Source organism: Halobacillus sp. ACCC02827 (assembly GCF_030291935.1).
In the GTDB taxonomy this organism is placed as follows: domain Bacteria; phylum Bacillota; class Bacilli; order Bacillales; family Halobacillaceae; genus Halobacillus.
The window spans coordinates 557,220-580,949 of record NZ_CP128168.1 but is presented as its reverse complement, the minus strand read 5'-3'; the positions used below and the strand labels follow the sequence as shown (position 1 = coordinate 580,949).

Below are 23,730 nucleotides of genomic sequence, written 5' to 3'. Positions count from 1 at the left end.
TTCCGAACATTACACTTAATAAAATTAAAATCGTTCGCTTATTCCCATTCAATAGTTGCCGGCGGCTTGCTCGTTACATCATACACAACGCGGTTAATATGATCGACTTCGTTGACGATACGCGTGGAGATCCTCTCCAGTACATCCCATGGGATACGCGCCCAATCAGATGTCATACCGTCAATGGATGTTACGGCACGAATGCCGATCGTGTGATCATACGTCCGTTCATCTCCCATGACACCGACGGACTTGATGTTAGGAAGAACTGTGAAGTACTGCCAAATGTCGCGGTCAAGCCCTGCCTTCTTGATTTCGTCACGAAGAACAGCGTCCGACTCGCGAACGATTTCCAGCTTCTCTTCCGTCACTTCACCGAGGACACGGATGGCAAGGCCGGGACCAGGGAACGGCTGGCGCCAAACGATATGTTCCGGCACACCAAGTTCAAGCCCGAGCGCACGGACTTCGTCTTTAAACAACGTATTCAAAGGCTCAATTAATTCAAATTCCATATCTTCAGGAAGACCACCAACATTGTGGTGGGATTTAATCGTCTGCGCTGTTTCCGTACCACTTTCGATAATGTCCGTATAAAGCGTTCCTTGAGCAAGGAAATCGATGTCTTTCAGCTTGGCTGCTTCATCATCGAAGACATAGATGAACTCGTTACCAATGATCTTACGTTTCTTTTCCGGGTCGGAAACGCCTGCCAACTTACTCATGAAACGTTCTTTAGCATCAATTTTGATAATGTTCATTTGGAATCCTTCTCCAAGGAAACGCATGACATCATCCGCTTCGTTTTTTCTAAGAAGACCGTGGTCAACGAAGATACAGGTTAATTGGTCTCCGATCGCGCGGTGAATCAAAGCGGCGACGACAGAAGAATCGACTCCTCCGCTTAATGCACAGAGTACTTTACGATCTCCTACCTGCTCACGGATTTTCTCCACTTCCATTTCAATGACGTGCTCCATCGTCCAGTCATCTGTCGCTTCACAAACGTCGAAAACGAAGCTGCGCAGAATATCGTTTCCATATTCAGAATGACGCACTTCCGGGTGGAACTGGACGCCGTACATACGTGCATCATCATTGCTGATCGCTGCTACAGGACAGGAAGGACTTGTCGCGTCGACGCGGAAACCTTCCGGCGCTTCAATTACCTTATCACTGTGACTCATCCAAACGGTCTGCTCTTTAGGAGTTTTACGGAAGATGACCGGGCTCTCTTTAACAGTGATATCCGCTTTGCCGTATTCCCGTTCTTTCGCACGCTCTACTTTGCCGCCGAAGTGGTGCGTCATCAGCTGCATGCCGTAGCAGATTCCCAGTACTGGAATGCCTAATTCAAAGATCTGCTCATCGCAACGGAAGCTGTTTTCCCCGTATACACTGTTCGGTCCACCGGACAGGATGATCCCGCTGGGATTCAATTCCTTGATTTCTTCAATAGTCATTTTATGAGAATGAAGTTCACTGTACACTCCGAATTCACGGATTCTCCGGGTGATCAACTGGTTGTATTGACTTCCGAAGTCAAGCACTAGAATCATGCCTTTCACTTGTTCCATACTCTTCCACTCCTTATTTATGTTCGACTGCCTTCTTTCCTGCCGGCAATAAAAAAATGGATTCCCGCCTCGTCTAATATAAACGAAGGCAGAAATCCATCCCATGCCGAGACATGTCACGTGATTTCCACCTTCATAGTCAGGAAATTTACGGTATCCCGGTAGAGACTCTCGAGCCATATTCTCGAGGATATACGAAGGAAGAACGCATCTAATTGCCATTCATTCTATCAACCGCAACAAAAGTAATCAAGACAATGTCCTTTTAATTAAATTTTCCCATAATTCAGTGACTTCCGGCCAGCGCTTCATAGAGTCCCCTCCTCCATAGAGGAGACGTTCATAATGATTCGTCAGTCGGCGCATCTCGTTCGACTGATAACGCCGGTCCACCTCTTCCGCATATTCCCGGAGGGTTTGATCCTGTTTGCGCTTCAGACCCTTATGGTGCAGCGCTTTTAACAGAAACGCATAGGCCATCTCAAACGTATCTTCCTTATTCGTCTGACGAAGCCTGCGGATATAGAAAAAGGCAAGCAAACGATATCTCATCAAGAAAACGAGGACAGCGGCCAGAATCACAAGGACAAACAGTATGATCCAACCCCACATTCCGTTCTGCTCGGAAGATGTACCTTCCAGCGCAGCAGAATCCGAGCTGTTCTCTTCCTCTTCCATCTCCTGAGGATTGCCGGCTCCTTCTTCAGGAGTCGTCTCCTGCTCACGAGCATCGCTTTCTTCCGTCTCCGTATCCTGCTCGATATCTGTATAAAAATCGGCGTTATTGGAAAACCCTTGCGTCGGTTCGAATGGAACCCACCCAATTTCAGGGAAATAAACCTCCACCCAGGAGTGGGCATTGGCACTTGTCACTTCATAAACGTTCTGGACTTCGTTTTCTGCGAAAGGATTCTCCTCCGCACCGAGACGCTCCCCACCAGTGAACCCTTTCACCCAACGGGCAGGAATCCCTTCCGACCTCAGCAGCACCACCATAGAAGTGGAGTAGTTATCACAATACCCTACTTGTGATTCAAACAGGAATTGATCGACATAGTCCTGATTATCTCTCGGAACGGCAACATCCGTCGTCGAATATTCGAACCCGTTTGCTGCAAAGTAGGACTCCACCGCTTTGGCACGATCATACCTGTTGTCTTCCCCTTCGACAATTTGGGAGGCAAGATTCCTGACTCTGTTCGGAAGATTATCCGGAAGCTGCAGGTAATGGTCCTGAATCTCTTCCGGATCTTCCCCGTCTGCTTCCCGCAGCTGGTTGTATTCAAAGGAAGGATAGTCATAATTCAGCACATACGTATTCATCTTCGCTTCCGACCCGTTGTAAATCGTATCCATTTCCCCGGTATTTTCATGGACTGCAAGGTTATATTGCTCCGGATACTCTACAAGTCCGGTAATTCCGTATGGATAGACGAGCTTACGGAAAGGAGCATCCTCCGTCATTTGCACGAGAGCACTCTGTTCTTCGGATTCCACGGCGTTCGTGAACGTTTCAAAAGGAATCGAGGATGGGTTTACCGTGTCCACAGGCTCAGCGAGTGTATCTTCCCAGCCTTTTCCTGTGTAAGTATCCTTCGATTCGATTCGCCAATAACGATCTCCGTCCACCGTAGCACGGAACATCGGTGTATCATCCTGGACGAAGGAACCACCAAGCGAGCTGTCATCTTCCCCGTACCCTACTTTCCGGACCGTTCCACTGCCACCCTCACCGCCTGTCGCACTCTGCAGGTATGGAAGTGGATCGGGCCACTGAGGGGAAAGTTTCGGAGCTGCGTATCCTATTGCGGAAGACAGGAGGATAATTCCAATCAGGGGAAGGATCCAGACATTCGCACGCCTGAAATCCTTGAAAGGAATCTCTTCCCTGTCCATCTCTCTGGAGAAACTCGAGACACCGAGTGCCGCCATTCCAAGAATGAAGGTTCGTATGATAGCCCAATCAGCTTCATACGTTGTAAACGTATCGGTTACGGTTATAAACACTAAGGTAAGAACAACGAAAAAGAACATACGTCTTGCAATAACGAACCAGTAATACAATAAGTAACTCATTAACCACAGAAGAATAAGGAACAACAAGCTGCGAAACAGCGGCGTCATCTGCCACCATTCCTGGGAAAGCATCATCTCAAAATTGAAAACGGTTTGATCATAGAGGACCGAAAACCACTCCGGCGAGAAAATTCGTTCCGCTATATACATCCCGTCGAGAATAAAGGCAAGTCCCAATCCTTTCAGCGGGACTGAAATCCACCAAGGCACCTGCAGAAAAGAGAGGAAGAAGCAGAATCCCGCATAGAGGAAGAAGATCCTCGTATCATTCGTTTCCGAAATTTCTTCCAACGGCCGCAACCACTCACAAAACAGTAAAAAACCAATTACATATAAAGCCAGCCGATAGTAGAACGTCTGCCGGTCCTGCATCATGTACTCACCTCAAATCCAGGCTTCACAAGCTGCTCTTCCGTCAGCAGTTCCACCGTCACACCTTCTCTTTTCAACTGCTTTAACGTCTGGTGCTCCTGAAGTCCGATTCGATTGTATGGATGTACGTAATAAAAGAGGAGGCGCTTGCTCTTCTTAGCCAGTTTGACAAGAGCTACCTGCAGATCTTTATCCAGATGATGGCTGATAATCATCATCATAATTCCAGCGGGCACCTGTTTCTGTCCCCGCTCCAGTTGTTCAGCAAAAGAAGCACTCTCCATCGGACGGACTTCCGCCAAATGTGCCTGTATCTGGCTGTGATGGGAATGGTCCTGGTGAAACGGAAAGTACTTCCTCTCTCCCCCGAGAGTCATAAAAGCGAGGGGAGCGGCTTTTTTGTGGAAGGTATTCAACAGAGATGCTGTAAACTCTACAGCTCCTTCAAAGCTCAACTCGTTCATTCCTTCTTCCCGGACCGTATTCAGAATGAGCACCATGTCGACGCTCTTCTCCTGTTCAAATTCTTTTGTCATCATTTCATTTTTTCTGGCTGTCGTCTTCCAATCGACCCAGGCAAATCTGTCTCCGGGCATGTATTCCCTTACTCCTGTTACCATGTTCGTATGCTTCTCATTCAATTTGAAAGAGGGACTTGCTCCTTGTTCAAAGCTGTACACGCGCTCCTTCATTTTGACCGGACGAATAAAAGGAAAGACCAAAAGAGCGCTCGCTTCCCTGTACACGTGTTCTTTTGTGACAAAACCAAAGAAGTCCCCGGTTTTAATCCGGACGGCTTTCCATTGATGCTCGCCCCGGGGAAGCTTGTCTAATTCATATCGATAGCTGATTTTCCTTCTAAACCAGGGAAAAACGACACGCTTTACCTTTCTGTCTTCCAGAAGTGCCTCGTCCCGCTCCAAATCTTTGAACTTATCAAGATGCTGATCCATTCGTTTCAAAGATTCCGGCAGGTATTCCTCGATGACGCAGTAATAGATCGGATAAGCAAACCGGCGCGTCATCGTCACTTCTACTTCCACCGTTTCTCCTCCCATCGCCGTTCGTTTGGACAGGCGGCGGTCGATCTTCCAGTTGTTAATCGGATAAAGCAGGACGCCCAGCATATAAAGAAGAAAAGGAAGAAAGGCATAGAAGAGAAACCAGCTGACAAAGCCGCCTTGAAACATTGCATAGGAAAACAGGACACCAAAGAGCAGGAGGACGATCGCGAGTTTTACAGTGAAGGACACCGTTTGTCTCATTCACCTACGTTCCTGTTCACTGGAATCGATGTAGCCGTCAACAGCTGATCAATGATCGACTCGGCGCTCGCTCCTTCGAATTGTGCTTCGGAAGTAAGGATCATCCGATGGGAAAGGACATACGGAGCCAGGTACTGTATATCGTCCGGAATGACATAATCCCGGTCATGGATGAACGCATAGGCCTTCGCCGCCCGCATAAGGGCGATCGAACCACGCGGACTTACCCCGAGATACACCCCTTCATGGCTTCTCGTCCCTGTCACCAAATCTACGATATATCGGTTGACTGTCCGATCGACATAAACACGGTCGACATCTTCCTGAAGCATAACGAGCTCCTCGCGGTTGAGTACAGAAGTAATCTCCTCGATCGGATGTCCTTCCGATGTCCTTGCCAGCATTTCCATCTCCTGTTTGGCAGATGGATAACCCATTTTCATCTTGAGCAGGAAGCGGTCAAGCTGTGCTTCCGGCAGCGGATAGGTCCCTTCATATTCGATCGGGTTCTGTGTTGCCATGACAAAAAACGGATCGCTGAGCGGCACCGTATTGCCATCCACCGTAATACTCGTTTCTTCCATACCTTCCAATAAGGCAGACTGTGTCTTCGGGGATGTCCGGTTGATTTCATCTGCCAGGACGATATTACCGAGAATCGGACCGGGACGGAATTCGAACTCTAATGTTTTCGGATTATAAATGGATACACCCGTCACATCGCTCGGCAGAAGATCCGGAGTGAACTGGATCCTTTTGAACTGGCAGTCGAGCGACTTCGCCAACGTCTTTACAAGCATCGTTTTCCCTACACCGGGAACGTCCTCCAGAAGCACATGGCCTCTGGCAAGCAGAGCTACAACACTCAACAGTGCCGCCTCTTCTTTCCCAATCATGACCCGTCTCATATTTTTAAGTACTTCCGATATTTTCGGTTGATACAGAAATGTCTGCTGCGTCATTCGGTGTACCCCTTTCAAACGAACTATTTTTCTGAATTATCACGCTTATCTTTAACTATACTATATTGGTTCTTAATGGACAAAAGATGCGAACATCTGGATATAATCGACAAAAAGGTCGCCCCAGCCGTCCTATGCTTCATTGGTAAAATTTATTAAATCTATTAACATTATTTACCCAATATGGTATCTTTGATTCAAGCCATCGCAAATAGAAATAAAAAAGTACGCCGCAGAAATAAGAGACGAAGGTTATAGACATATAAATAAGGTGGCAAAACAGCCCCGGCCAAAATGGCCGGGGCTGTCTGTATAGTCAGGACGATCCTGGGTCCTTCTGCTCGATATGACGGTTGATATCCTCCCAATCCGGGTGATCAGCGATGACTTTAAGGACATCTTCCATTGAAAACCCCGGGTTGCTTGGGTAAAGGTGTTCGATAATTCTTTTCACAAGCTCGAAATCTTCGCTTGTATCCACCGTCCACCGATGAGAACTGGCATTCCGCTTATATGTCACGTGGAAACTCGAGTATCGTTCAGAATGGCGGATGATGAACGGCGTGACATGTTCCCGTTCCGCCGGCTGCACCGCTTCCTTGTATGCTTCCTCCAGCGCTTGGAAAGAGAACACGCTTGTATCCATCCCCCGCGGATAAGTCCGCACCTCCGTGTTCGAACCATACTGAAACGCAGGTGCACGGTGGACGTAAGCAGCGACGACATCGTCTATCACGTTGGGGTCGATCAGCGGGCAGTCCGCTGTCAGCCTGACGACAGCGTCTGCATCGAAAGCCGCTGCCGTTTCATAGTATCTCTCCAGCACATCATCCTCCGACCCTCTGTAACAAGCCACTCCTACAGATCGGCACAGCTCGACAATCGGGTCATCCCTGACATGCTCGGTCGTAGCGATGACCAGTTGATCGATCAGCTTCGAACGCTGCATCCGCTCGATTTGATAGACAAGCATTGGTTTTCCCAGAATCGGCTTTAATACTTTACCGGGCAGACGAGTCGATCCCATCCGCGCCTGCACGATGGCGACGACTTTCACGTGACTCCTCCCTTCATCCAATCCACTTCCAGGACATCGGGGTCCCTTTTACCAGATCGGCATTGATTTTCTTCCCGAGCAGCACTTCCATATATTTCACCGGCATGCCGAATCCTGGGCGGATAGCCCGGAGATTCGACTCTGTCAACACATCACCGGCTTTCATATCTTCTGTAATATAGAGAGAGCGCCGGTATTTGCCCGACCCTTTTTCGCTGTCTGTCGGTCCGTAACGAACAGATCCGAGCGCTTCCCATGCCCGTTCCGTTTCCGTGACGAGTGCTTTCATCTCCTCCGGTTCCAGGGAGAATTGAGAATCCACGCCTCCGTCCTTACGATTTAAGGTGAAATGCTTTTCGATGACGGACGCACCTAAAGCGACACTTGCAACCGCCGCCCCTGTACCGAGGGTGTGGTCCGATAGACCGACTTGACAACGGAACACTTCTTTCATATTAGGTATGGTTCGGATATTGGAATTCTCCGGAGTTGCCGGGTAGCTGCTGGTGCACTTCAGAAGCACTAAATCCCGACAGCCGGCTCCCCGCGCAGCAGCCGTCATTTCTGCTATTTCGGCGACTGTCGCAAGCCCCGTCGATATGATGACCGGTTTCCCTGTGGCAGCGACCTTCTCGATCAATGGCAGATCCGTATTTTCAAAGGATGCAATCTTATACATAGGGACATGAAGCGATTCGAGGAAATCGACCGATGAGGCGTCGAACGGGGTACTGAACCCAATGATACCTCGTTCTCTGCAGCGCTCGAATATCTTTTTATGCCACTCCCACGGTGTATAAGCTTCCTTATAAAGATCATACAGGCGCTTGCCCTTCCACAAACTGTCCTGCTGGTTAATTTCAAAGTCTGCCCCTTTATGATCCAGCGTCATCGTATCTGCCGTGTATGTCTGGATTTTCAATGCATCAGCACCGCTGTCCGCCGCGCGATCAACGATTTCAAGGGCACGCGTCAGCGATTGATTGTGGTTCCCGGACATTTCTGCGATGATGAACGGCCGATGGGCTTCACCGATATACCGATCGCCCACTTTCATCTCCATTCCTTCCCCTCCCAATCTTCCTTGAATAGTGCCAGAAGAATCACGTCAAGAAACACGCCCCCTCTGTTCCAATGGCTGCAAAGTCTTCCTTCCTGCACGAAACCAAGCTTCTCATGATAACGAACGCTGCCTGTATTCGAAGACAAAACCTCTGCACATACTTTATGGACAGGTTCCTGCTTGAAAATGTAATCAAGGGCAAGCTTCCCCATCTCTGTCCCTGCTCCTTTAGGCGCGGCCGGGTCTCCGATATAGAAACCCCAAAGACACCGCTTATGCACACGATCGATATCGGAAAATCGAACAAAGCCAAGCGGACGTTTGCCGGAGACGAAGATCTTCGCATGAGCCTGGGTATTTTTCTGCTCTTTCTTCATCCATTCGAGATGACTATCCCACTCAATGGGTTGATTGTTATACATATGTCGGCGGATTTCCTCTCTGTTCCGCCACGTCCAAATCTGCCTCCAGTCCTTCTCTTTCACATCTCTAAGCGTGTACTCAGTCATCAGGAGACCTTCCTGTCAAAAAGTCTGCAACGGCATGCGGTCGATGCTTCTCCATTAAAGCCCCCGCCGCTCTTGACAGATTCACGAGAAGGGACGGATCGTTCTTCAACAGGGCAAGCTGTTCATAGATTTGATCGGTCGTCACCTGCTCACTCCTCCCTAAGTATAAAACCGCTCCCCTCTCTTTAAGGGCCGATAGTACACCCGTCTGATTATCAGCAGCTTCGATGACAACAGTCGGGAGTTTCATATAACACCGCTCCCACACAGAACTCCCACCTGCACCGAAAGCTACATCTGCCTGCTGCATCAGCCGAGCCATCCGTTTCGTCTGGACGTGCAGGGACATTTTCTCCTGTTGGCAGAATTTGCGGAGCTCCTGTTTATAAGGATAAGCGCCTCCTACCACGACATCGACTTTCGGTGTTTCCGCAAGCCGCTTCAACGCCTGCACAACTTTCCAAGTATCGTTATTCGGATCACTGCCACCGAAGGAAACAAGCACTCGATCAAGACGTCCCAAGCGTTCTTTACGCTTCTTGTCATAATGATAGAATTCTTCACGAAGCAAGGCATACGCAGGACCGAAAAGGCAGGTGGCGCCTTGTGGAAGGAGATTGGCATACCCCGCTTCCCCAGCCTTGTGCAAATTCTGATCAAGCAGCACACCACACCTATGAGGCCTGTCAGCCAAATCATCGATGACCATCACCCCGCCGACACGGGCAGACAAGACTTCCTCCCACCGGGCATCCAGCAGATAATGATCGACAACGAGCCAATCCACCGTTCCTATATTATCCAAAACCTGCACGCATCTAGCCGCGTCCTCCTCCCAGGACACCGGGTCTGCACCTGTGATCATATGAACATCCATACCGGCTTCCATCAGCCAATCCACAAGGTCCCCGGGACGTTTTCTGCACATAAAAAAAACATCCACCCCCTGCTTCTTCAACTGTTCGGCGAGCGTGGCACAACGCATCACATGCCCGGTCCCCAAGGAACGGGACGCATCAGCCCGGAAACCGATCCTCATGGTTTCCCTGCTTTCCCGCTGAAGTGACCGGCGACTTTTCGGACGGCTGTAATGACATCCTTCACGTCCTCGTCTGACATTCCAGGAAATAGAGGCAGTGTGAGAATGTGTTCGTACAGTTCCTCCGCAACAGGGCACTGGTTCGGCCCATATCCAAGTCGTTGGTAATGAGGTTGAAGATGGACAGGCATGTAGTGGACATTCACTCCGATATTTTCCGCCCGCAGGGATTCGAACACTTCCGTCCTCAACGGAGCAAGCTTCCCACTTAAACGAAGAACATATAAATGCCAGCTTGATTTCGTATCTTTCAGCTGGCATGGGATTTCGACTCCTTCCAAGTTGCGGAAAGCCTCGTCATATTTCGCCGCATAAGCCCTTCGCAAAGTAAGGAAGCGTTCCAATTTATTCAGCTGACTGCTTCCTAAAGCTGCCTGGATATCCGTCATGCGGTAGTGATAGCCGAGGAACTGCATTTCATATTCCCAGGACTTCCGATTTTGTTCGAGCTGATGTGTGTCACGAGTGATGCCATGGGTCCGGAACAGCTTCAATTTCTCATAGAAAACCGGGTTATCCGTCGTGATCACACCACCTTCTCCCGTCGTAATATGTTTGACAGGATGGAAGCTGAACATCGTCATATCACTGAACGAACCGACTTTCTTCCCTTCGTATTCCGCTCCGAGGGCATGGGCACCATCCTCGATGATCACCAGCCCGTTCTCGTCGGCGATTCTTCGAAGCTCTTTATAGTCTGCCGGCTGTCCCGTAAAGTCGACAGGTATGATGGCTTTCGTTTTCTCCGTCACCAGCTTTTCCACGGATACTGGATCGATATTGTAATGAATCGGATCGACGTCCGCAAATACAGGTGTCCCACCGCTGTAAAGGACACAGTTGGCACTTGCGACAAAAGTGATCGGCGTCGTGATCACCTCCGCTCCCTCTGTCACACCGGCAGCGAAGCATGCGGCGTGCAGGGCAGCCGTTCCGCTTGAGAAAGTAACGGCATACGAAGAGCCGACATATTCCGAGAGTTCCTTTTCGAAGCGCTCGATGGTCGGCCCAGTCGTTAAATAATCACTTTTCAAGACGTTCACGACAGCGTCGATATCGTCATCATCAATAAACTGCCTGCCGTAGGCAAGCATCGAATCACGGACAGGCTTCCCCCCTACTATCGCTAACTTTCCCAATGGACCGTTCCCCTTTAAATGAGTTTAGTCGTCTTGATCCACTCTTCCGTCCGACGGATGCCTTCCTCTAATGTAACGGCAGGCTCCCAATCCAGAAGTCTCTTCGCCTTCCTGTAATCACAGAGAAGTTTCGGAATCTCGCTTTGTGGATGGATATGCTCGATATGTTCAATACGCGATTCATCTTCTACGATCAATGCGGCCAGATCATTAACGGAAATGTCCCTTCCTAAACCGGCATTGACGATTTCGCCGTCCACTTCACTCTGGTACCCCGCCTCCACGACGAAACCGGCACAGTCTTCTACATACAATAAATCGCGTGTCTGACGTCCATCTCCATAAATTTGCAGCGGCAGACCATGGAGTTTGTTCTTAATGAAGATGGCCACTACGCCGCCTTCTCCTCCCGTCTTCTGAAAAGGCCCATACGTGTTGAACGGCCGCACGACTGTCACAGGGAGATCGTAAGCGTAATAATACGACAACACCATATTTTCCGCTGCAATTTTAGCGCCTGCGTACGGGGATGCAGGCTTGATCGGATCGCTTTCAGCAATCCCTTTGTCGTCCACAGCCCTGTCATAAACCATACAGGTACTCATGAATACCATTTTCACGTTACGTTTACGGCATTCTTCAAGCAGATAGAATGTACCGATAGTATCGTTATGGAACGTCGTCACCGGATCATCGATGCTATCCTGGACATTGATGCTTGCAGCCAGATGATAACAAAGGTCGATCCCCGGATAAAACAAGGCTTGCACGGTTGCTTCGTCTTTGATATCGCCATGGATGAACGCTCGAAAGTTCTTATGGGACAATAATTCTTCCATATTCTCAATACGTCCATTTGATAAATCATCCAGCACCCATACTTGGTGCCCGTCTTCCAGCAGTTTTCGGACGACCCATCTGCCGATGAAACCGGCGCCGCCTGTCACAAGAATGTTCAAAATGCACACCCCTCCCTTATATTGTCCATACATATTTCTAAGAAAAGGGCTTTATTCATAGAAAGAAGCGTCTTAATTAGTCATATGATGAATGAGACCAGCCAGCCGCTTGCCGGCAGGGTGTTTTTGATTATAAGAACGGTCAAGAAACGCTTTCTCTTTGTTACGAACATATACTTTCATATCGTTCGTATGAAAGTAGGACGTGACGAGATCCGCCAGCCGCACCGGGTTGCTTTGGACTAATTTCCCAAGAATCGTATAGTATCCCGAATAGCCGGGGAACGGTTCATTCAGAATGAATACCGGTTTCTTTGCAAGCATCGCTTCCAATCCGACCGTCGAGGAGTAGGACACAACAGCATCGGATAAATGAAGGAGGTCATAAAGTTGAAGACCTTGCGCGGAGAATATATAGGGGTTGGATTTGACGAGACGCTGGGACTTGGAACTCGGATAGTCCTTCACGATGATATTCACTTTACTCTTCCCTTGCAGACGATCGAGGAACTTCCGCCAGCTTTTCACTTGGGAACCGCCGCGTACGATAACAAGTACCGTCTTCTTCTTCGGATCCAGCCCCAGCTGACGGACCAGCTTCGCTTTGGAGCTTTTTGCCGGCTTATGAATCAAATCGAAGCGAGGATGACCGATAATGGCAACGCCCTTCGGTTTCACCCCTTTCGATATATACCAATCCACTTCGAATCTGCCGTAAACAGCATCCACATCTGCAATTTTCGGAAGGTATCCGAATTCACCGGAAACGATGCCGTGCTGCATACAAATGGTCGGCACTCCATGTTTGGCAGCGACCATAACGAACGTTCTGCTTTCCGGATAGTGCGTAGAAGGAACGACGATGGCGGATACAGATAAAGAGCGGAACAGCTGAGTCGCTTCTTCCACACGTAAAATGATTTTACTGATTTGAATCCAAAGTACTTTTCTGAAATTGGCATCTTGATATATTGGATGGTTTGGAAATTTCTTCAGCAATTTCGTCGCATGCAGTTTCGCCTGACTGATCGCAGATGTCCGGGGATGCTTCTGGTACGCATCGAAATACTGAACCGGTGGCGAAGCACTCTTCACCGTCTTCGAAGGTGCTTTCTTCTTCATCCGCGCACCTTTTTTCATGGCGCTCTTCTGTTTCAGCTTCTCTTCTTTTAATTTGCTTGCCTTCTCTTTTACTATAAGCGTTCGATGCTTTTGGAAATATTTCGTGTACGTTTCATTCGGAATTCTCATCAAGTTGTACACGTCATGAAAGATGATCTTGCCATTCGGTTTCTTATTCACAGGTACTTGATGACTCGCTTTAAAGTGGTTGAAAACTGCCTGCACCTGCGTAGAGTCTGTCACTCTATTACGCAGCACTTTCCTGAATGTTGCTTTCTCAAGAGCCGCCAGCACTTTAGCATTCTTGCCGATGAGACTCCGGAAGTGACAAAGATGGGCAATGGTGTACCCTTTATATTGAAGACTTTGAAAATCTTCCAAAAAATCTAGATAAGCAGACCAATAATTGCTTTCAAATATATTCATACGAACCTCCTCTCTTTCCTGTTTACAGTAATCCCTCTTCTTTTAATAAGCGATATAATTCCTCTATGGTAATGGGAGGAAGACCGGAGGAGCTGTACGTACCCGGCTTCGCCTTCCTGGCGCTGCGATATGCTTGTTCTTTCTTGATCGGGTGCGGGATGACATACATCCCCGGGAGCTCCCATGCCGTCACCGACTCTTCCTCTGTCATCAGCTCTTCATACATTTTCTCGCCCGGACGAAGGCCGATTTCCTCAATTTGAATGTCTGTAGTCTTCCATTGATACTTCCGACACATTTCCTTAATAACGAGCGTGTAGAGATCTTCCAGGGCAATGATCGGCATTTTGAGCACAAACACTTCGCCGCCCTTCGCTTCCTTCAACGCCTGTATCGTCAAATTTGTCGCTTGATCGAGCGTCATCATAAACCGGGTCATCCGCCGATCCGTCACCGTAATTTTCTTCTTATCGACTACTTGTTTCTTAAACAGCGGAATGACGGATCCTCTGGAACCCATGACATTCCCGAAGCGTACACTGGCAAAAACCGTACGGCTGCTCCCTTTGCTGTATTCCGCCGATGTGATCAGACGTTCTGCGGTCAGCTTGGTCGCCCCATACGTATTCGTCGGGGAAATCGCCTTATCTGTACTTGTAAATACGACTTTCTCTACATCCTTTGCCAGTGCTGCCTTAATGACATTATGAGTCCCTTCCACATTCGTAAGCACCGCTTCATATGGATTGTATTCACAGGCAGGAACATGCTTCATCGCTGCCAGGTGAAACACATAATCGACATCATGCATAGCGGTATGAACTCGGTCATAATTTCTTACATCCCCGATAAGAAACCTGAGATTCTGCCTTGGACCCAGTTCATTATGCAGCTCATGCTGTTTATGTTCATCACGGCTGAATACCCGGATGACAGCAGGAGACTCCTGCAGCAACTGCCGCACGATACTGGAACCAATTGTTCCGGTACCTCCAATGATTAAAATCTTCTTTCCTTTAAAAAACATTCCATCCCTTCTTCCTTCCATCAAATCAAACTAGTGAATCATTCGGGAAATAAGGCATACTTTTATATCTCTTGACTACTATATATATTCCAAAGGAAGGACTCGGTGAAAATAATAGATTGCAGCCTACCAAAGAATTAGAAAAAGCGCTCAACCCTTGAGGTTCAACGCTTTCAACTTCAGGATGGTGACAGAAGAAAGAGGCGGTCGGCAAGCATCTGTGTCTTTACAGGAATCGGATCACCTTCCTGAAAACTGATTTTGTAAAGAAACGCATCCAGCTCACGCTTCGTCAATGAAGGAAAAACATGCCGTATTTTCTCTCGGTTATCCGGCACGAAGCGAAGACGGCGTATATTAGGCACTGCAGCCTTGGGAGGAGATATACGCTTTATGATATCGAGCACATACGGCCAGGATACATCCCCTTTCGTCAGCCCGTAATACCGGGAAAAGATTCGTTCTGCTTCTTTCGAAGGAGGTGGTTTCTCATCCAGACACTTCTGCAGCTCTTTGATCGTTGCTGCACGCGTACTGATATCATTCGGGAAGTCAACATCGAATGGGGAAGAAAAAGGAACATATGCCAGCACCAATTTGTCGAGCAGGAAAGCCTCTATTCCCGTCGTACATCCATTATGAATAACAGCCTCCGCCCCGAGCAGCCAATGAATCACATTACCATCACTGATGACTCGCACGTTGGGCAGATGGTTGAAAAGCCGCTCATATGTCGTGCTGTTCTCTCCAGGGTGAGGTCGGACAATAACCGTTCGGTCGCTGCATTCTTTGCTCATCTGCCTGACCAAGGAAACAAAGGCATGAAATAAGTCCTTCATATAGGCAGTCTCCGCCGAGAGATCTCCTTCTTTTATTCCTTTATTTCCGTTATATAAGGGGAATCTAGTGTTTATTAATAGATAGTTTCCGTGTGTCTTCTTCAGCAGATCGGCCTCTTCCTGATAAATACCCCGATATCCCGGACTAAGAAGGTCGAAGCGGGGATTGCCCGTGATGGTGCAGGGAACAGAAAGATTCGGATAAGCCCGTTCAATGGTATGTTTTTGATACGGACCCCAACAGCAGATATAATCAAGGTTTTTCAACTGCCCGGCACTCATCCGCTGCCTTATATACCTGGAGGCATCAGAGAAAATCAAACCTTCTTCATCCAGTTCCATAACACCGTGACCATTGGCCTTTGCAGAGGTCAACACTTTCTTCCGGTAACCCGGAGTACATCCTTTTGCAAGAAAAACGCCCGGCGGAAGCTGCATGGACGCTTCTTCCACTTTTCTATGTTCACCGATCAGCACGGAGTACCCTTCCTTCAAGGCATGATAGCCTAATAGAAGCTTGGCGTGCAGTTCCCGGGCTTTCATTTCTACAGGCAGATACAACCAATGTGTGCGTACCACATGCCTTCCCTCCCCGACCGTTTACTCCAACCGTATGAGATTGGGAATAAAAATATCCCTGATGCGGGATGCATCAGGGATATCTTCTTATTCCTGTTCTTTTTCCAATACCTTGGTACTGCGGACCGTATCGATCGGTCGGACATAATTTTCTATTTCTTCCCGCTTCGGCTCCAGCTTCGGTGGCAGAGAAAGCTTCTCGCCAAGCGTTTCATACGGCTCGTCCCCCATGAACCCAGGACCGTCCGTCGCGAATTCAAACAGAATCTGTGGTGCAACATTAGCGTACAGCGATCCGAAGTAATGGCGGTCCACAAATCCGGAGGTGCGGAATCCGAACCTCGGCAGACGGTCGATCCATTCCTGCAGCGCCTCTTTGTCCTCGACACGAAAAGCGGCATGGTGAACCGTACCGAAGCCTTGTCTCGCCGGAGGGAGAATCGTATTGTACTCAACGATCACGGCAGCACCGTTCCCACCCTCTCCAACTTCAAACAAGTGGAAAGATCCTTCTTGATCGACTTCGCGGAACAGCAGTACCTTCTCCAGCATTTCTTTGAAATAGGTAACATTATCTACCCGCACGTGCAGAGGGCCAAGGCCGCGGATGGCATATTCCAGTGGAATCGGTCCTTTCTTCCAAGGCTGCCCCGGAGCGACGCCGTTATCCTTCTCGTCGGACACAAGCTCATACGACTGATCATCGAAATCTACGAACGGGAGCACCCTGCGCCCGAATCTCTCTTTAATGCCGCTGTGTTTCACATCCAGACGATCGAATCGTTTCACCCAGTATTCCAGCGCCTCATCATCAGGCACACGGAAGGAAGTCCTCGCTATTTCATTCGTTCCATGTGTTCCTTTCGGTATGCCCGGAAAGTCAAAGAAGGTCATATCCGTTCCGGGATTCCCTTCATCGTCGGCAAAGAACAAATGATACGTCTCAATATCGTCCTGGTTCACCGTTTTCTTCACAAGACGCATACCAAGTACGTACGTGAAGAACTCATAATTCTTTTCTGCACTACTCGTGATCGCAGTTACGTGGTGAATCCCTTTTAATTCGTTCATTTCATTCCCTCCTGTATAGTAAAACGCCCTTATTTATCTCAGTTTCAAGATAAATATATTACATGTGGCCTCTCTTGTCAATCAAACGTCTTTCATACCCTGATTTACCGTAACATATCTTTTTATACAGATATGCTGAATACATGGTTGACAAGGACTGGTTCATCCTGTAAGTTTAAATCCTGACAAAGTTGATAAGGATTAAAGGTTTTAAAAAGTAAAAGGAGGTCAAAAATATGGATACATTTTTTCTTCTATTGAATATTGCCATTTTATTAGGTTTTATTTTCGTACTTATCCGTATGCAGCAAAAACACGTATCGTTCAGTAAACGCGTGTTTACAGGTTTAGGATTAGGAGTACTGCTCGGCGTGTACCTGCAGCTCGTCTTCGGAGCTGATTCCAACGTCGTTTCCCAAACATCTGATTGGTATAACATCGCAGGGCGCGGGTATGTCCGCCTCTTAATGATGATCGTCATCCCACTCGTTATGGTTTCGATCATCCAATCGATCATTAACTTGGAAAAATCTTCGGAACTCGGCAAGATTTCCTTGTGGATCATCGGGATCCTTGTAGGTACGACAGCAGTCGCAGCACTCGTCGGTATCGGAAGCTCTCTACTCTTCGGTCTGGATGCAGGCGAAATCGAAGCCGGTCAAGCCGAACAGGATCGCGGTCTTTACTTAGAAGACACGCTAACAGAAGTTGCTGACTTGAGCACGCCGCAGAAAATTTTGGAATTCCTTCCTGCGAACCCGTTCCTTGATATGACGGGAGACCGTGCAACATCTACGATTGCAGTGGTTATCTTCTCTGCTATCGTCGGGATCGCCGTCCTCGGCGTCCGTCGGAAACAGCCGGAACAGGCAGCAATCTTTATTAAAGGGATCAACGCTGTCTACGCAGTGGTCATGCGTATCGTTACCCTCGTCCTTCGTCTGACGCCGATTGGTATTCTCGGTCTTATGGCAACGACCGTTGCACAGACGGACGTCGCCGGAATATTGGAATTAGGTAAATTCGTGTTAGCTTCTTACGTTGCATTAGGTGTCATGTTTGTTATCCACCTGATCTTGATCGGAGCATTCGGATTAAATCCGATGACCTATTTGAAGAAAGTCATCCCTGTACTCGGGTTCGCCTTTACTTCCCGCTCCAGTGCCGGAACGATTCCGCTTAACATCTCTGCCCAGAAGAACAGCCTCGGTGTAGATGAAGGAGTCGCCAATATGTCTGTTTCCTTCGGTGCCACGATCGGCCAGAACGGCTGTGCAGGGATTTATCCGGCCATGCTCGCTGTCATGATCGCACCGAGCGTCGGTATCGATCCACTCAGCCCCGGATTCCTGATCCAGCTGGTACTGATTGTCGCCATCAGCTCCTTCGGTGTCGCAGGTGTCGGCGGCGGGGCAACATTTGCAGCCTTGATTGTCCTTTCTTCCATGAACCTGCCGGTCGCGCTTGCCGGACTATTGATTTCCGTGGAGCCGCTGATCGACATGGGACGTACAGCACTTAACGTCAATGGATCCATGACGTCAGGGACCCTTACTTCCCGCGTATTGAAAAAACTGAACACCGAACGGTTTAACGATAAAAACGCCGTTGAAAAAGATATTGCAGTCTAACACCAAAGAAGCACGGTCCCCTTTAAGGAACCGTGCTTCTTTTCTATTTACACAATAACACTCAAAAATAAAACCGCCGTGCATACAAGCACTATGGTTCTCTAGTTGTCTACAAACTTAAACGTTTAAGAATCTATATGGAATTCAATACAACCTTTTCTTCCTCAAGTGTAAACTCACCTTACCTGTAACTAAGTAAAGGAGGTCAATTTCGGTAGAGGGTGGAGGGAAATGGGCAGACTCCGACGGGATTAGCGGAACAGGTGAGACCCCGGAAGAGCAACGCGATGAGGAGGCTCACCGGCCGCCCCGTGGAAAGCGTCCCATTCCCCGGAGCCCGATCTCTCCCCCACCCTGAAAATAAAACCGCAGTGCATACAAGCACTGCGGTTTTTATACTTTCCTTATTTCTTAATAAGCAAGTCCGAAAAGACCTTTAATGTGGGAAAGGTAGCGGACGTTACTCGCTTCTTTCATAACAGAAGCAGGAAGTCCTTTCAGTGGTGTTGCGTTGCCACCTACAGAAGCTACCGCATCTTTACGGCCAAGACTTGCAAGCGTACCTGAGTTAACAGGGCTGAACTCTTCGAAGTCTTTCTTGTTCAAGTAAGCGTATAGGTTGTAGCCGATCAGCTCACCCATCTGCCAAGCGATTTGGGCAGTTGGCGGTTGAGGACGCTCCTCACCCGGTTTGAAGTAAACAGCGCTGTCTCCGGCAACGAATACGTCTTCGTGAGAAGTAGACTGAAGGTAGTTGTTGACCGTTGCACGGCCGCGGTTAACTTCCAAGCCTGATTCTCCGACAAGCGGATTCCCCTGGACTCCACCAGTCCATACGAATGTGTTTGTAACGATCTTCTGACCATCTTTCAATTCGACAACGTTTCCTTCTACGTTCGTGACAGGAAGGTTCGTCAGGAATTCCACGCCGCGCTTCTCAAGGCTTTCCGTTGCACGCTGGATCAAGTTGTCCGGAAGCATCGGAAGGATCTTAGGCATAGCTTCAACAAGCTTAAGCTTGATGTCAGACGGGTTCACACCGTATTTACGGGCAAGTTTCGGAGTTTCGTCAGCAAGTTCACCAACAAGCTCGACACCTGTAAGTCCGCCGCCGCCGATAAGGATCGTTGCATCAGCTTCGTCCTTCGTTTGCGCATACGTACGAATACGATCTTCTACGTGGTTACGAATACGGTTGGCTTCTTCCGCAGACTTCAATACCATGCTGTTCTCTTCCAGACCAGGAATACCGAAGTAAGCCGTCTTACTTCCAAGTGCTACAACAAGTGCATCGTAAGTAAGCTCGGAGCCATCATCCAGTTTGATTTGCTTGTTATCTACAGAGAAGGACTCTACTGTAGCGATCTTGATATCAACAGACTTATCTTTAAGCAGTTTCTCAAGTGGAAGAGCTGCTGCTTTTTCAGAGATGTTACCCGCTGCAAGACGGTGCAGTTCCGTAATGATTTGGTGAGTAGAGAATTTGTTGATCAGCGTGATGGACGCTTCTGATTCACTCATATATTTGCGGACATTTTGAGCAGCCAGCAATCCGCCGTATCCGCCGCCTAGAATGACTATGTTTTTTGACATGTTGGTTCCCCCATTTCCAGAATTTATTTGTGGTTACGTTCTGCTGAAACTTTCAAGTACGCATTAACGAAACGGAAAAGCTTCTGAGCCTGTGGATCCTTCAGCATCTTAAGAAGACCGAATAGTCCGATGACTTCGTTGCTCTTCTCTGCCTGATCCTTCGCTTCGATGGCTGTAGCAGCTACATCTTTCACAGAAGTTTTCACAGGTTCTACGATTTCAGAAAGGAATCCTGCCGTATCTTCTTTCAACACTTCATCTGTCGCAAAAGACTGCACCGTGTCATAAGAAGCTGAAAGGATCGTTACCAATTCTGTAAGCTTAGGAAGTTCTTTCACCAAAGTGGTCAAAGATTCCTGGACCTCTGGATTGGAAAGTTGATCCAACAGTTCACGTTCATCTTGAGTGACGGCTTTCTGTTCGCCTTGTTCTCTAGTCAATTCTGACATATCCACTTCTCCTTTTTTTAGCATATAGCTAATTTATAATTAGATAATTTATATCTCGTAAAATATTTTCTCCGACTATAATAGAGTAAAATATAATTATGTGAATTACAACACATACAAGCAAAATAAGTCATTTTATGTTAGAATGCTGGGTTAACAAAATGTTATAAATGTATTTTTTTTACTTTTTAGTTCTTTTCTGTACGGCTGCACCGGTTCTCCTTGTACTTCTATTCCCTGTCACGCCTCCATGCAAGCGCCCTTCTTTCCAATTGCGCAACGTAATTCTTTTTTGCGGGACTGTATCCGCTCGTGCTTTCATGAATGGCAGCCAGTTTTTCCTTGAACCGGCTGTACGCCTCCACTTCCTCCGGGTGTTGAAGCAGGTAATCTCTTAGAATTAAATGTCTGTCAATCTGGGAATTATCCTGCTGGTAGAAATGAAGGTGATGGGTTCGCTGATGGCCGCCCTTACGGAACAGCCTTCTTCCCTCAATCCCCCATTCCCCTGCTGCTTCATATCCCTCTGCTTCCAACAACGATGCATAGCCATCGACCGTTTCTATCCTGCGTACAAGCCCCATCATATCGATGACCGGTTTAGCTTTCATGCCAGGAACGGCGGTACTCCCGAAATGCTCGATGGAGATGATCTCTTTACCGAATATCCGCTTTAACAGCCGGGCCTCTGCCTCAAATCTTGTTTGCCACTCTTTCTGATAATCGGTCAGACGCACTTTCAACGTCTTTCCCCCCTTTTTTAATATGTTCCGCAAAAAAGCCCGCATATGGATAACCACATGCGGACGTAACTGCTTCTAAGAGGACTGCTCGAATACTTTTTTCACTTTGGGAACGACTTCCGCACTTCCTTTATCAACATCCTCGATCATCATCGAAACGAGGAGATCCCGGGATTCCGTATCCCAAGCGACAAACCAACCGTTTTCTTGACCATTCTCATCTTCCAGTGACTGTTTCAACTCGGCTGTACCTGTCTTACCGGCAAGCGACAAGCCCTCTGTCACCGGCTTATGGGCAGTCCCTTCTTCATCAGCGACAACCGCACGCAGGTCTTCTTTAATGGTTGCTGCCGTCTCTTCCGATAGCACGTTCTCATGCCACGGTTCTCCTGCTCCTTCGTCTTTTATCAACGTCGGTTTCAGAAGCGTACCGTCCGTTATAAACGGCGTGTAGGTCATCGCCAGATGCAGCGTGCTCATCTGAACCTGCCCCTGCCCATAGCCGGTATCGGCAAGCAGCGGCTCCTGCTCCTTGAATGCATCAGCATTCAGAATCTGAGAGGACTCGACTGGATAAGGGAAAGGAATATCTTCTCCGAAGCCGAACGGTTCTGCCCCTTTAAGGAACGCTTCGCCTCCGATTTCCAGGATGGACCGGGCAAAATAAATGTTGTCGGAGCGGACGAGTGCATCACGCAGATTCACTTGTGTATCGACGGCGGCTCCAGGAACCCGGGTGACAGAGTATCCTCCCCAGCCGTCCTGTGTGTATGTGCGATCAGGAATGGAAAGCTCTTCTGCCGGATCAATGGCTCCCGTTTCAAGACCGATTGCTGCGGTAATTGGTTTGAACGTAGATCCTGGTGAATAGGTCCGCGTGAACTTGTTCAGCAATGGACTTCCCTGTGCCTCCTGAAGCTTCTGACGCTCTTCAGCCCCCATGCCGAGTATGAATTGGTTGGGGTCATAGGCAGGTGCGCTGACCATTGCCAGCACTTCCCCTGTCGTAGGGTTGACGGCAGAAGCGGAGCCGGAGTCATCCTTCATTTGGTTATAGACATTCTTCTGGACATCGGATGAGATGGTCAACGTAACATCTTCTCCAGCTACCGGTTCTGTTTCAGCCAATACCTCTTCTTCGTTGCCTTTCTCGTCTCTGATGGCGACCTTTCCTCCCGGTGTCCCGCGCAGTCGATCTTCGAAAACAGCTTCCAGTCCTGCCTGACCGATTCTGCTCGTACTGGAGTACCCTTCGCCTTTTCTATCCTCCAGCTGCTCCGCGGTAATCGCTCCTACGTACCCCGTCAAATGGGCGGCAGCTTCTTTCAGTGGATAAACTCTTGCTTCTTCTGCCTTGAATATGAACCCTTTCGGAAGTTTTTTCAACGCCTCGATTTTCGCTTCGTCATCCGCTGCAACTGCTCCAATCGGCACGAAGGAACTAGGCTCGACCCAGGACTGATCGAGTTTCGCGTCAATTGCCTCGACCGTCATTCCAAGCTCTTCCGAAAGCCCTTCCTTCAATGCTTCTTCCTGTCCTTCTTCGATCTGCTCCGGTACCAAACCGACGCGTTGGACTTCTCCGTTAACGGCAAGTCCCTGACCATCCGCATCAAATATTTCCCCACGCTCGGAAGAAAGCGAATCGGCATAGACCGTATAGCCTTCCTTCATTCCAGGAAAGATCATGGAAGAGTCCCAATCGATTGCCCAGCGTTCTTCTTCGCCTTCTTCAAACACGAGATTTGCTGCATGAGTGAAATCAATCTCTCCACCGATCGATCCCATTTTCACTCCAAAATCGAAGGAAGGTTCCTCTCCCTCTCCATAGTCTTCCGACTCCTCGGGCAGATCATATGTAACCGCCAAGTCCTCCATGGAGATCCCGTCATAGATGGTTTCATAACGATCCACAAATTCTTCTTCTGTCATCAAACCCTGGGAACTTTCACTTAACAATCCGTACATTTTGTCGTACTCTCCGTTTTCCCAGGCATCCATATAGGCCGTGAACGTATCTTCAGGCTTCGGCTGCTGACTGCAGGCAACAAGGCTTAAAAACACCAAGACTGCAGCCCATAGCTTCCAACTCCTCATAAACTCTCCCCTTCTTCTGTCATCTTCTGACAAAACTCTAGTATCTCTTACATAGTATATCAAAATATTCTGTAT

19 protein-coding genes and 1 riboswitch are annotated in these 23,730 nt (G+C 48.4%); of the genes, 1 reads left to right on the top strand and 18 read right to left on the bottom strand.

Annotated elements, in window-relative coordinates:
• Window positions 1-38: 38 nt before the first annotated feature.
• From guaA to QRD89_RS02945, 14 genes are all read right to left on the bottom strand, one after another.
• The gene (gene guaA, locus QRD89_RS03010) at window positions 39-1,577 is read right to left on the bottom strand and encodes a glutamine-hydrolyzing GMP synthase (protein WP_008633576.1); all 1,539 of its coding nucleotides are present in this window, start codon (window positions 1,575-1,577) and stop codon (window positions 39-41) included.
• 116 nt (window positions 1,578-1,693) lie between these two features.
• A riboswitch (purine riboswitch) is annotated at window positions 1,694-1,795 on the bottom strand.
• 31 nt (window positions 1,796-1,826) lie between these two features.
• Entirely contained in the window at window positions 1,827-4,028 is a 2,202-nt protein-coding gene (locus QRD89_RS03005) for a transglutaminase TgpA family protein (protein ID WP_286096292.1), read from the bottom strand.
• Complete coding sequence (locus QRD89_RS03000) at window positions 4,025-5,290, bottom strand: DUF58 domain-containing protein (protein WP_286096291.1); 1,266 nt, start codon at window positions 5,288-5,290, stop codon at window positions 4,025-4,027. Before QRD89_RS03000 ends, QRD89_RS03005 begins: the two co-directional genes overlap by 4 nt.
• A complete protein-coding gene (locus QRD89_RS02995; RefSeq protein ID WP_008633584.1) occupies window positions 5,287-6,252 on the bottom strand; it encodes an AAA family ATPase in 966 nt (321 codons plus the stop codon). The genes QRD89_RS03000 and QRD89_RS02995 overlap by 4 nt, the downstream gene beginning before the upstream one ends.
• Window positions 6,253-6,568: 316 nt before the next feature.
• A complete protein-coding gene (locus tag QRD89_RS02990; RefSeq protein WP_286096290.1) occupies window positions 6,569-7,309 on the bottom strand; it encodes a cytidylyltransferase domain-containing protein in 741 nt (246 codons plus the stop codon).
• A 13-nt stretch (window positions 7,310-7,322) separates the two neighbouring features.
• Window positions 7,323-8,372: a pseudaminic acid synthase gene (pseI, locus tag QRD89_RS02985; RefSeq protein ID WP_008633590.1), complete on the bottom strand. Its 1,050-nt coding sequence runs from the start codon at window positions 8,370-8,372 to the stop codon at window positions 7,323-7,325.
• Window positions 8,363-8,881: a UDP-4-amino-4,6-dideoxy-N-acetyl-beta-L-altrosamine N-acetyltransferase gene (gene pseH, locus QRD89_RS02980; RefSeq protein WP_286096289.1), complete on the bottom strand. Its 519-nt coding sequence runs from the start codon at window positions 8,879-8,881 to the stop codon at window positions 8,363-8,365. Before pseH ends, pseI begins: the two co-directional genes overlap by 10 nt.
• On the bottom strand, window positions 8,874-9,920 hold the full coding sequence (gene pseG / locus QRD89_RS02975) for a UDP-2,4-diacetamido-2,4,6-trideoxy-beta-L-altropyranose hydrolase (RefSeq protein ID WP_008633592.1): 1,047 nt from the start codon (window positions 9,918-9,920) through the stop codon (window positions 8,874-8,876). Before pseG ends, pseH begins: the two co-directional genes overlap by 8 nt.
• Window positions 9,917-11,074, bottom strand: coding sequence for a UDP-4-amino-4,6-dideoxy-N-acetyl-beta-L-altrosamine transaminase (pseC, locus tag QRD89_RS02970; protein WP_286096851.1), 1,158 nt, complete (start codon window positions 11,072-11,074; stop codon window positions 9,917-9,919). Before pseC ends, pseG begins: the two co-directional genes overlap by 4 nt.
• A gap of 59 nt (window positions 11,075-11,133) precedes the next feature.
• Window positions 11,134-12,078 carry a dTDP-glucose 4,6-dehydratase gene (locus QRD89_RS02965; protein ID WP_008633594.1) on the bottom strand — a complete coding sequence of 315 codons (945 nt, stop codon included), beginning with the start codon at window positions 12,076-12,078 and terminating at the stop codon, window positions 11,134-11,136.
• A gap of 72 nt (window positions 12,079-12,150) precedes the next feature.
• Window positions 12,151-13,626 carry a hypothetical protein gene (locus QRD89_RS02960; protein WP_286096288.1) on the bottom strand — a complete coding sequence of 492 codons (1,476 nt, stop codon included), beginning with the start codon at window positions 13,624-13,626 and terminating at the stop codon, window positions 12,151-12,153.
• A 22-nt stretch (window positions 13,627-13,648) separates the two neighbouring features.
• Window positions 13,649-14,653 carry a UDP-N-acetylglucosamine 4,6-dehydratase family protein gene (locus QRD89_RS02955; RefSeq protein WP_008633596.1) on the bottom strand — a complete coding sequence of 335 codons (1,005 nt, stop codon included), beginning with the start codon at window positions 14,651-14,653 and terminating at the stop codon, window positions 13,649-13,651.
• A gap of 179 nt (window positions 14,654-14,832) precedes the next feature.
• Window positions 14,833-16,071, bottom strand: coding sequence for a surface carbohydrate biosynthesis protein (locus QRD89_RS02950; RefSeq protein WP_286096287.1), 1,239 nt, complete (start codon window positions 16,069-16,071; stop codon window positions 14,833-14,835).
• Window positions 16,072-16,158: 87 nt separating this feature from the next.
• Window positions 16,159-17,142, bottom strand: coding sequence for a ring-cleaving dioxygenase (locus tag QRD89_RS02945; RefSeq protein WP_286096286.1), 984 nt, complete (start codon window positions 17,140-17,142; stop codon window positions 16,159-16,161).
• A gap of 236 nt (window positions 17,143-17,378) precedes the next feature.
• Between QRD89_RS02945 and QRD89_RS02940 the strand changes: the two genes are divergently transcribed.
• Window positions 17,379-18,773: an L-cystine transporter gene (locus QRD89_RS02940; protein ID WP_286096285.1), complete on the top strand. Its 1,395-nt coding sequence runs from the start codon at window positions 17,379-17,381 to the stop codon at window positions 18,771-18,773.
• A gap of 411 nt (window positions 18,774-19,184) precedes the next feature.
• Here QRD89_RS02940 and QRD89_RS02935 read toward each other — a convergent pair whose 3' ends face one another.
• The 4 genes from QRD89_RS02935 to QRD89_RS02920 all read right to left on the bottom strand — a co-directional run bounded on the left by QRD89_RS02935 (window position 19,185) and on the right by QRD89_RS02920 (window position 23,655).
• The gene (locus tag QRD89_RS02935) at window positions 19,185-20,366 is read right to left on the bottom strand and encodes an NAD(P)/FAD-dependent oxidoreductase (RefSeq protein WP_008640430.1); all 1,182 of its coding nucleotides are present in this window, start codon (window positions 20,364-20,366) and stop codon (window positions 19,185-19,187) included.
• A gap of 23 nt (window positions 20,367-20,389) precedes the next feature.
• On the bottom strand, window positions 20,390-20,815 hold the full coding sequence (locus tag QRD89_RS02930; protein ID WP_008640429.1) for a helical membrane plugin domain-containing protein: 426 nt from the start codon (window positions 20,813-20,815) through the stop codon (window positions 20,390-20,392).
• A 230-nt stretch (window positions 20,816-21,045) separates the two neighbouring features.
• Window positions 21,046-21,558 carry a GrpB family protein gene (locus tag QRD89_RS02925; RefSeq protein WP_286096284.1) on the bottom strand — a complete coding sequence of 171 codons (513 nt, stop codon included), beginning with the start codon at window positions 21,556-21,558 and terminating at the stop codon, window positions 21,046-21,048.
• Between the two features lie 75 nt (window positions 21,559-21,633).
• Window positions 21,634-23,655 carry a penicillin-binding transpeptidase domain-containing protein gene (locus tag QRD89_RS02920; protein ID WP_286096283.1) on the bottom strand — a complete coding sequence of 674 codons (2,022 nt, stop codon included), beginning with the start codon at window positions 23,653-23,655 and terminating at the stop codon, window positions 21,634-21,636.
• Between the last annotated feature and the right edge of the window lie 75 nt (window positions 23,656-23,730).

Excerpts from the sequence above, each read along its gene's own strand:
- guaA (WP_008633576.1), bottom strand. The coding sequence starts at position 1,577 with ATGGAACAAGTGAAAGGCATGATTCTAGTGCTTGACTTCGGAAGTCAA.
- QRD89_RS03005 (WP_286096292.1), bottom strand. The coding sequence starts at position 4,028 with ATGATGCAGGACCGGCAGACGTTCTACTATCGGCTGGCTTTATATGTA.
- QRD89_RS03000 (WP_286096291.1), bottom strand. The coding sequence starts at position 5,290 with ATGAGACAAACGGTGTCCTTCACTGTAAAACTCGCGATCGTCCTCCTG.
- QRD89_RS02995 (WP_008633584.1), bottom strand. The coding sequence starts at position 6,252 with ATGACGCAGCAGACATTTCTGTATCAACCGAAAATATCGGAAGTACTT.
- pseI (WP_008633590.1), bottom strand. The coding sequence starts at position 8,372 with ATGGAGATGAAAGTGGGCGATCGGTATATCGGTGAAGCCCATCGGCCG.
- pseH (WP_286096289.1), bottom strand. The coding sequence starts at position 8,881 with ATGACTGAGTACACGCTTAGAGATGTGAAAGAGAAGGACTGGAGGCAG.
- pseG (WP_008633592.1), bottom strand. The coding sequence starts at position 9,920 with ATGAGGATCGGTTTCCGGGCTGATGCGTCCCGTTCCTTGGGGACCGGG.
- pseC (WP_286096851.1), bottom strand. The coding sequence starts at position 11,074 with ATGCTTGCCTACGGCAGGCAGTTTATTGATGATGACGATATCGACGCT.
- QRD89_RS02960 (WP_286096288.1), bottom strand. The coding sequence starts at position 13,626 with ATGAATATATTTGAAAGCAATTATTGGTCTGCTTATCTAGATTTTTTG.
- QRD89_RS02955 (WP_008633596.1), bottom strand. The coding sequence starts at position 14,653 with ATGTTTTTTAAAGGAAAGAAGATTTTAATCATTGGAGGTACCGGAACA.
- QRD89_RS02945 (WP_286096286.1), bottom strand. The coding sequence starts at position 17,142 with ATGAACGAATTAAAAGGGATTCACCACGTAACTGCGATCACGAGTAGT.
- QRD89_RS02940 (WP_286096285.1), top strand. The coding sequence starts at position 17,379 with ATGGATACATTTTTTCTTCTATTGAATATTGCCATTTTATTAGGTTTT.
- QRD89_RS02935 (WP_008640430.1), bottom strand. The coding sequence starts at position 20,366 with ATGTCAAAAAACATAGTCATTCTAGGCGGCGGATACGGCGGATTGCTG.
- QRD89_RS02930 (WP_008640429.1), bottom strand. The coding sequence starts at position 20,815 with ATGTCAGAATTGACTAGAGAACAAGGCGAACAGAAAGCCGTCACTCAA.
- QRD89_RS02920 (WP_286096283.1), bottom strand. The coding sequence starts at position 23,655 with ATGAGGAGTTGGAAGCTATGGGCTGCAGTCTTGGTGTTTTTAAGCCTT.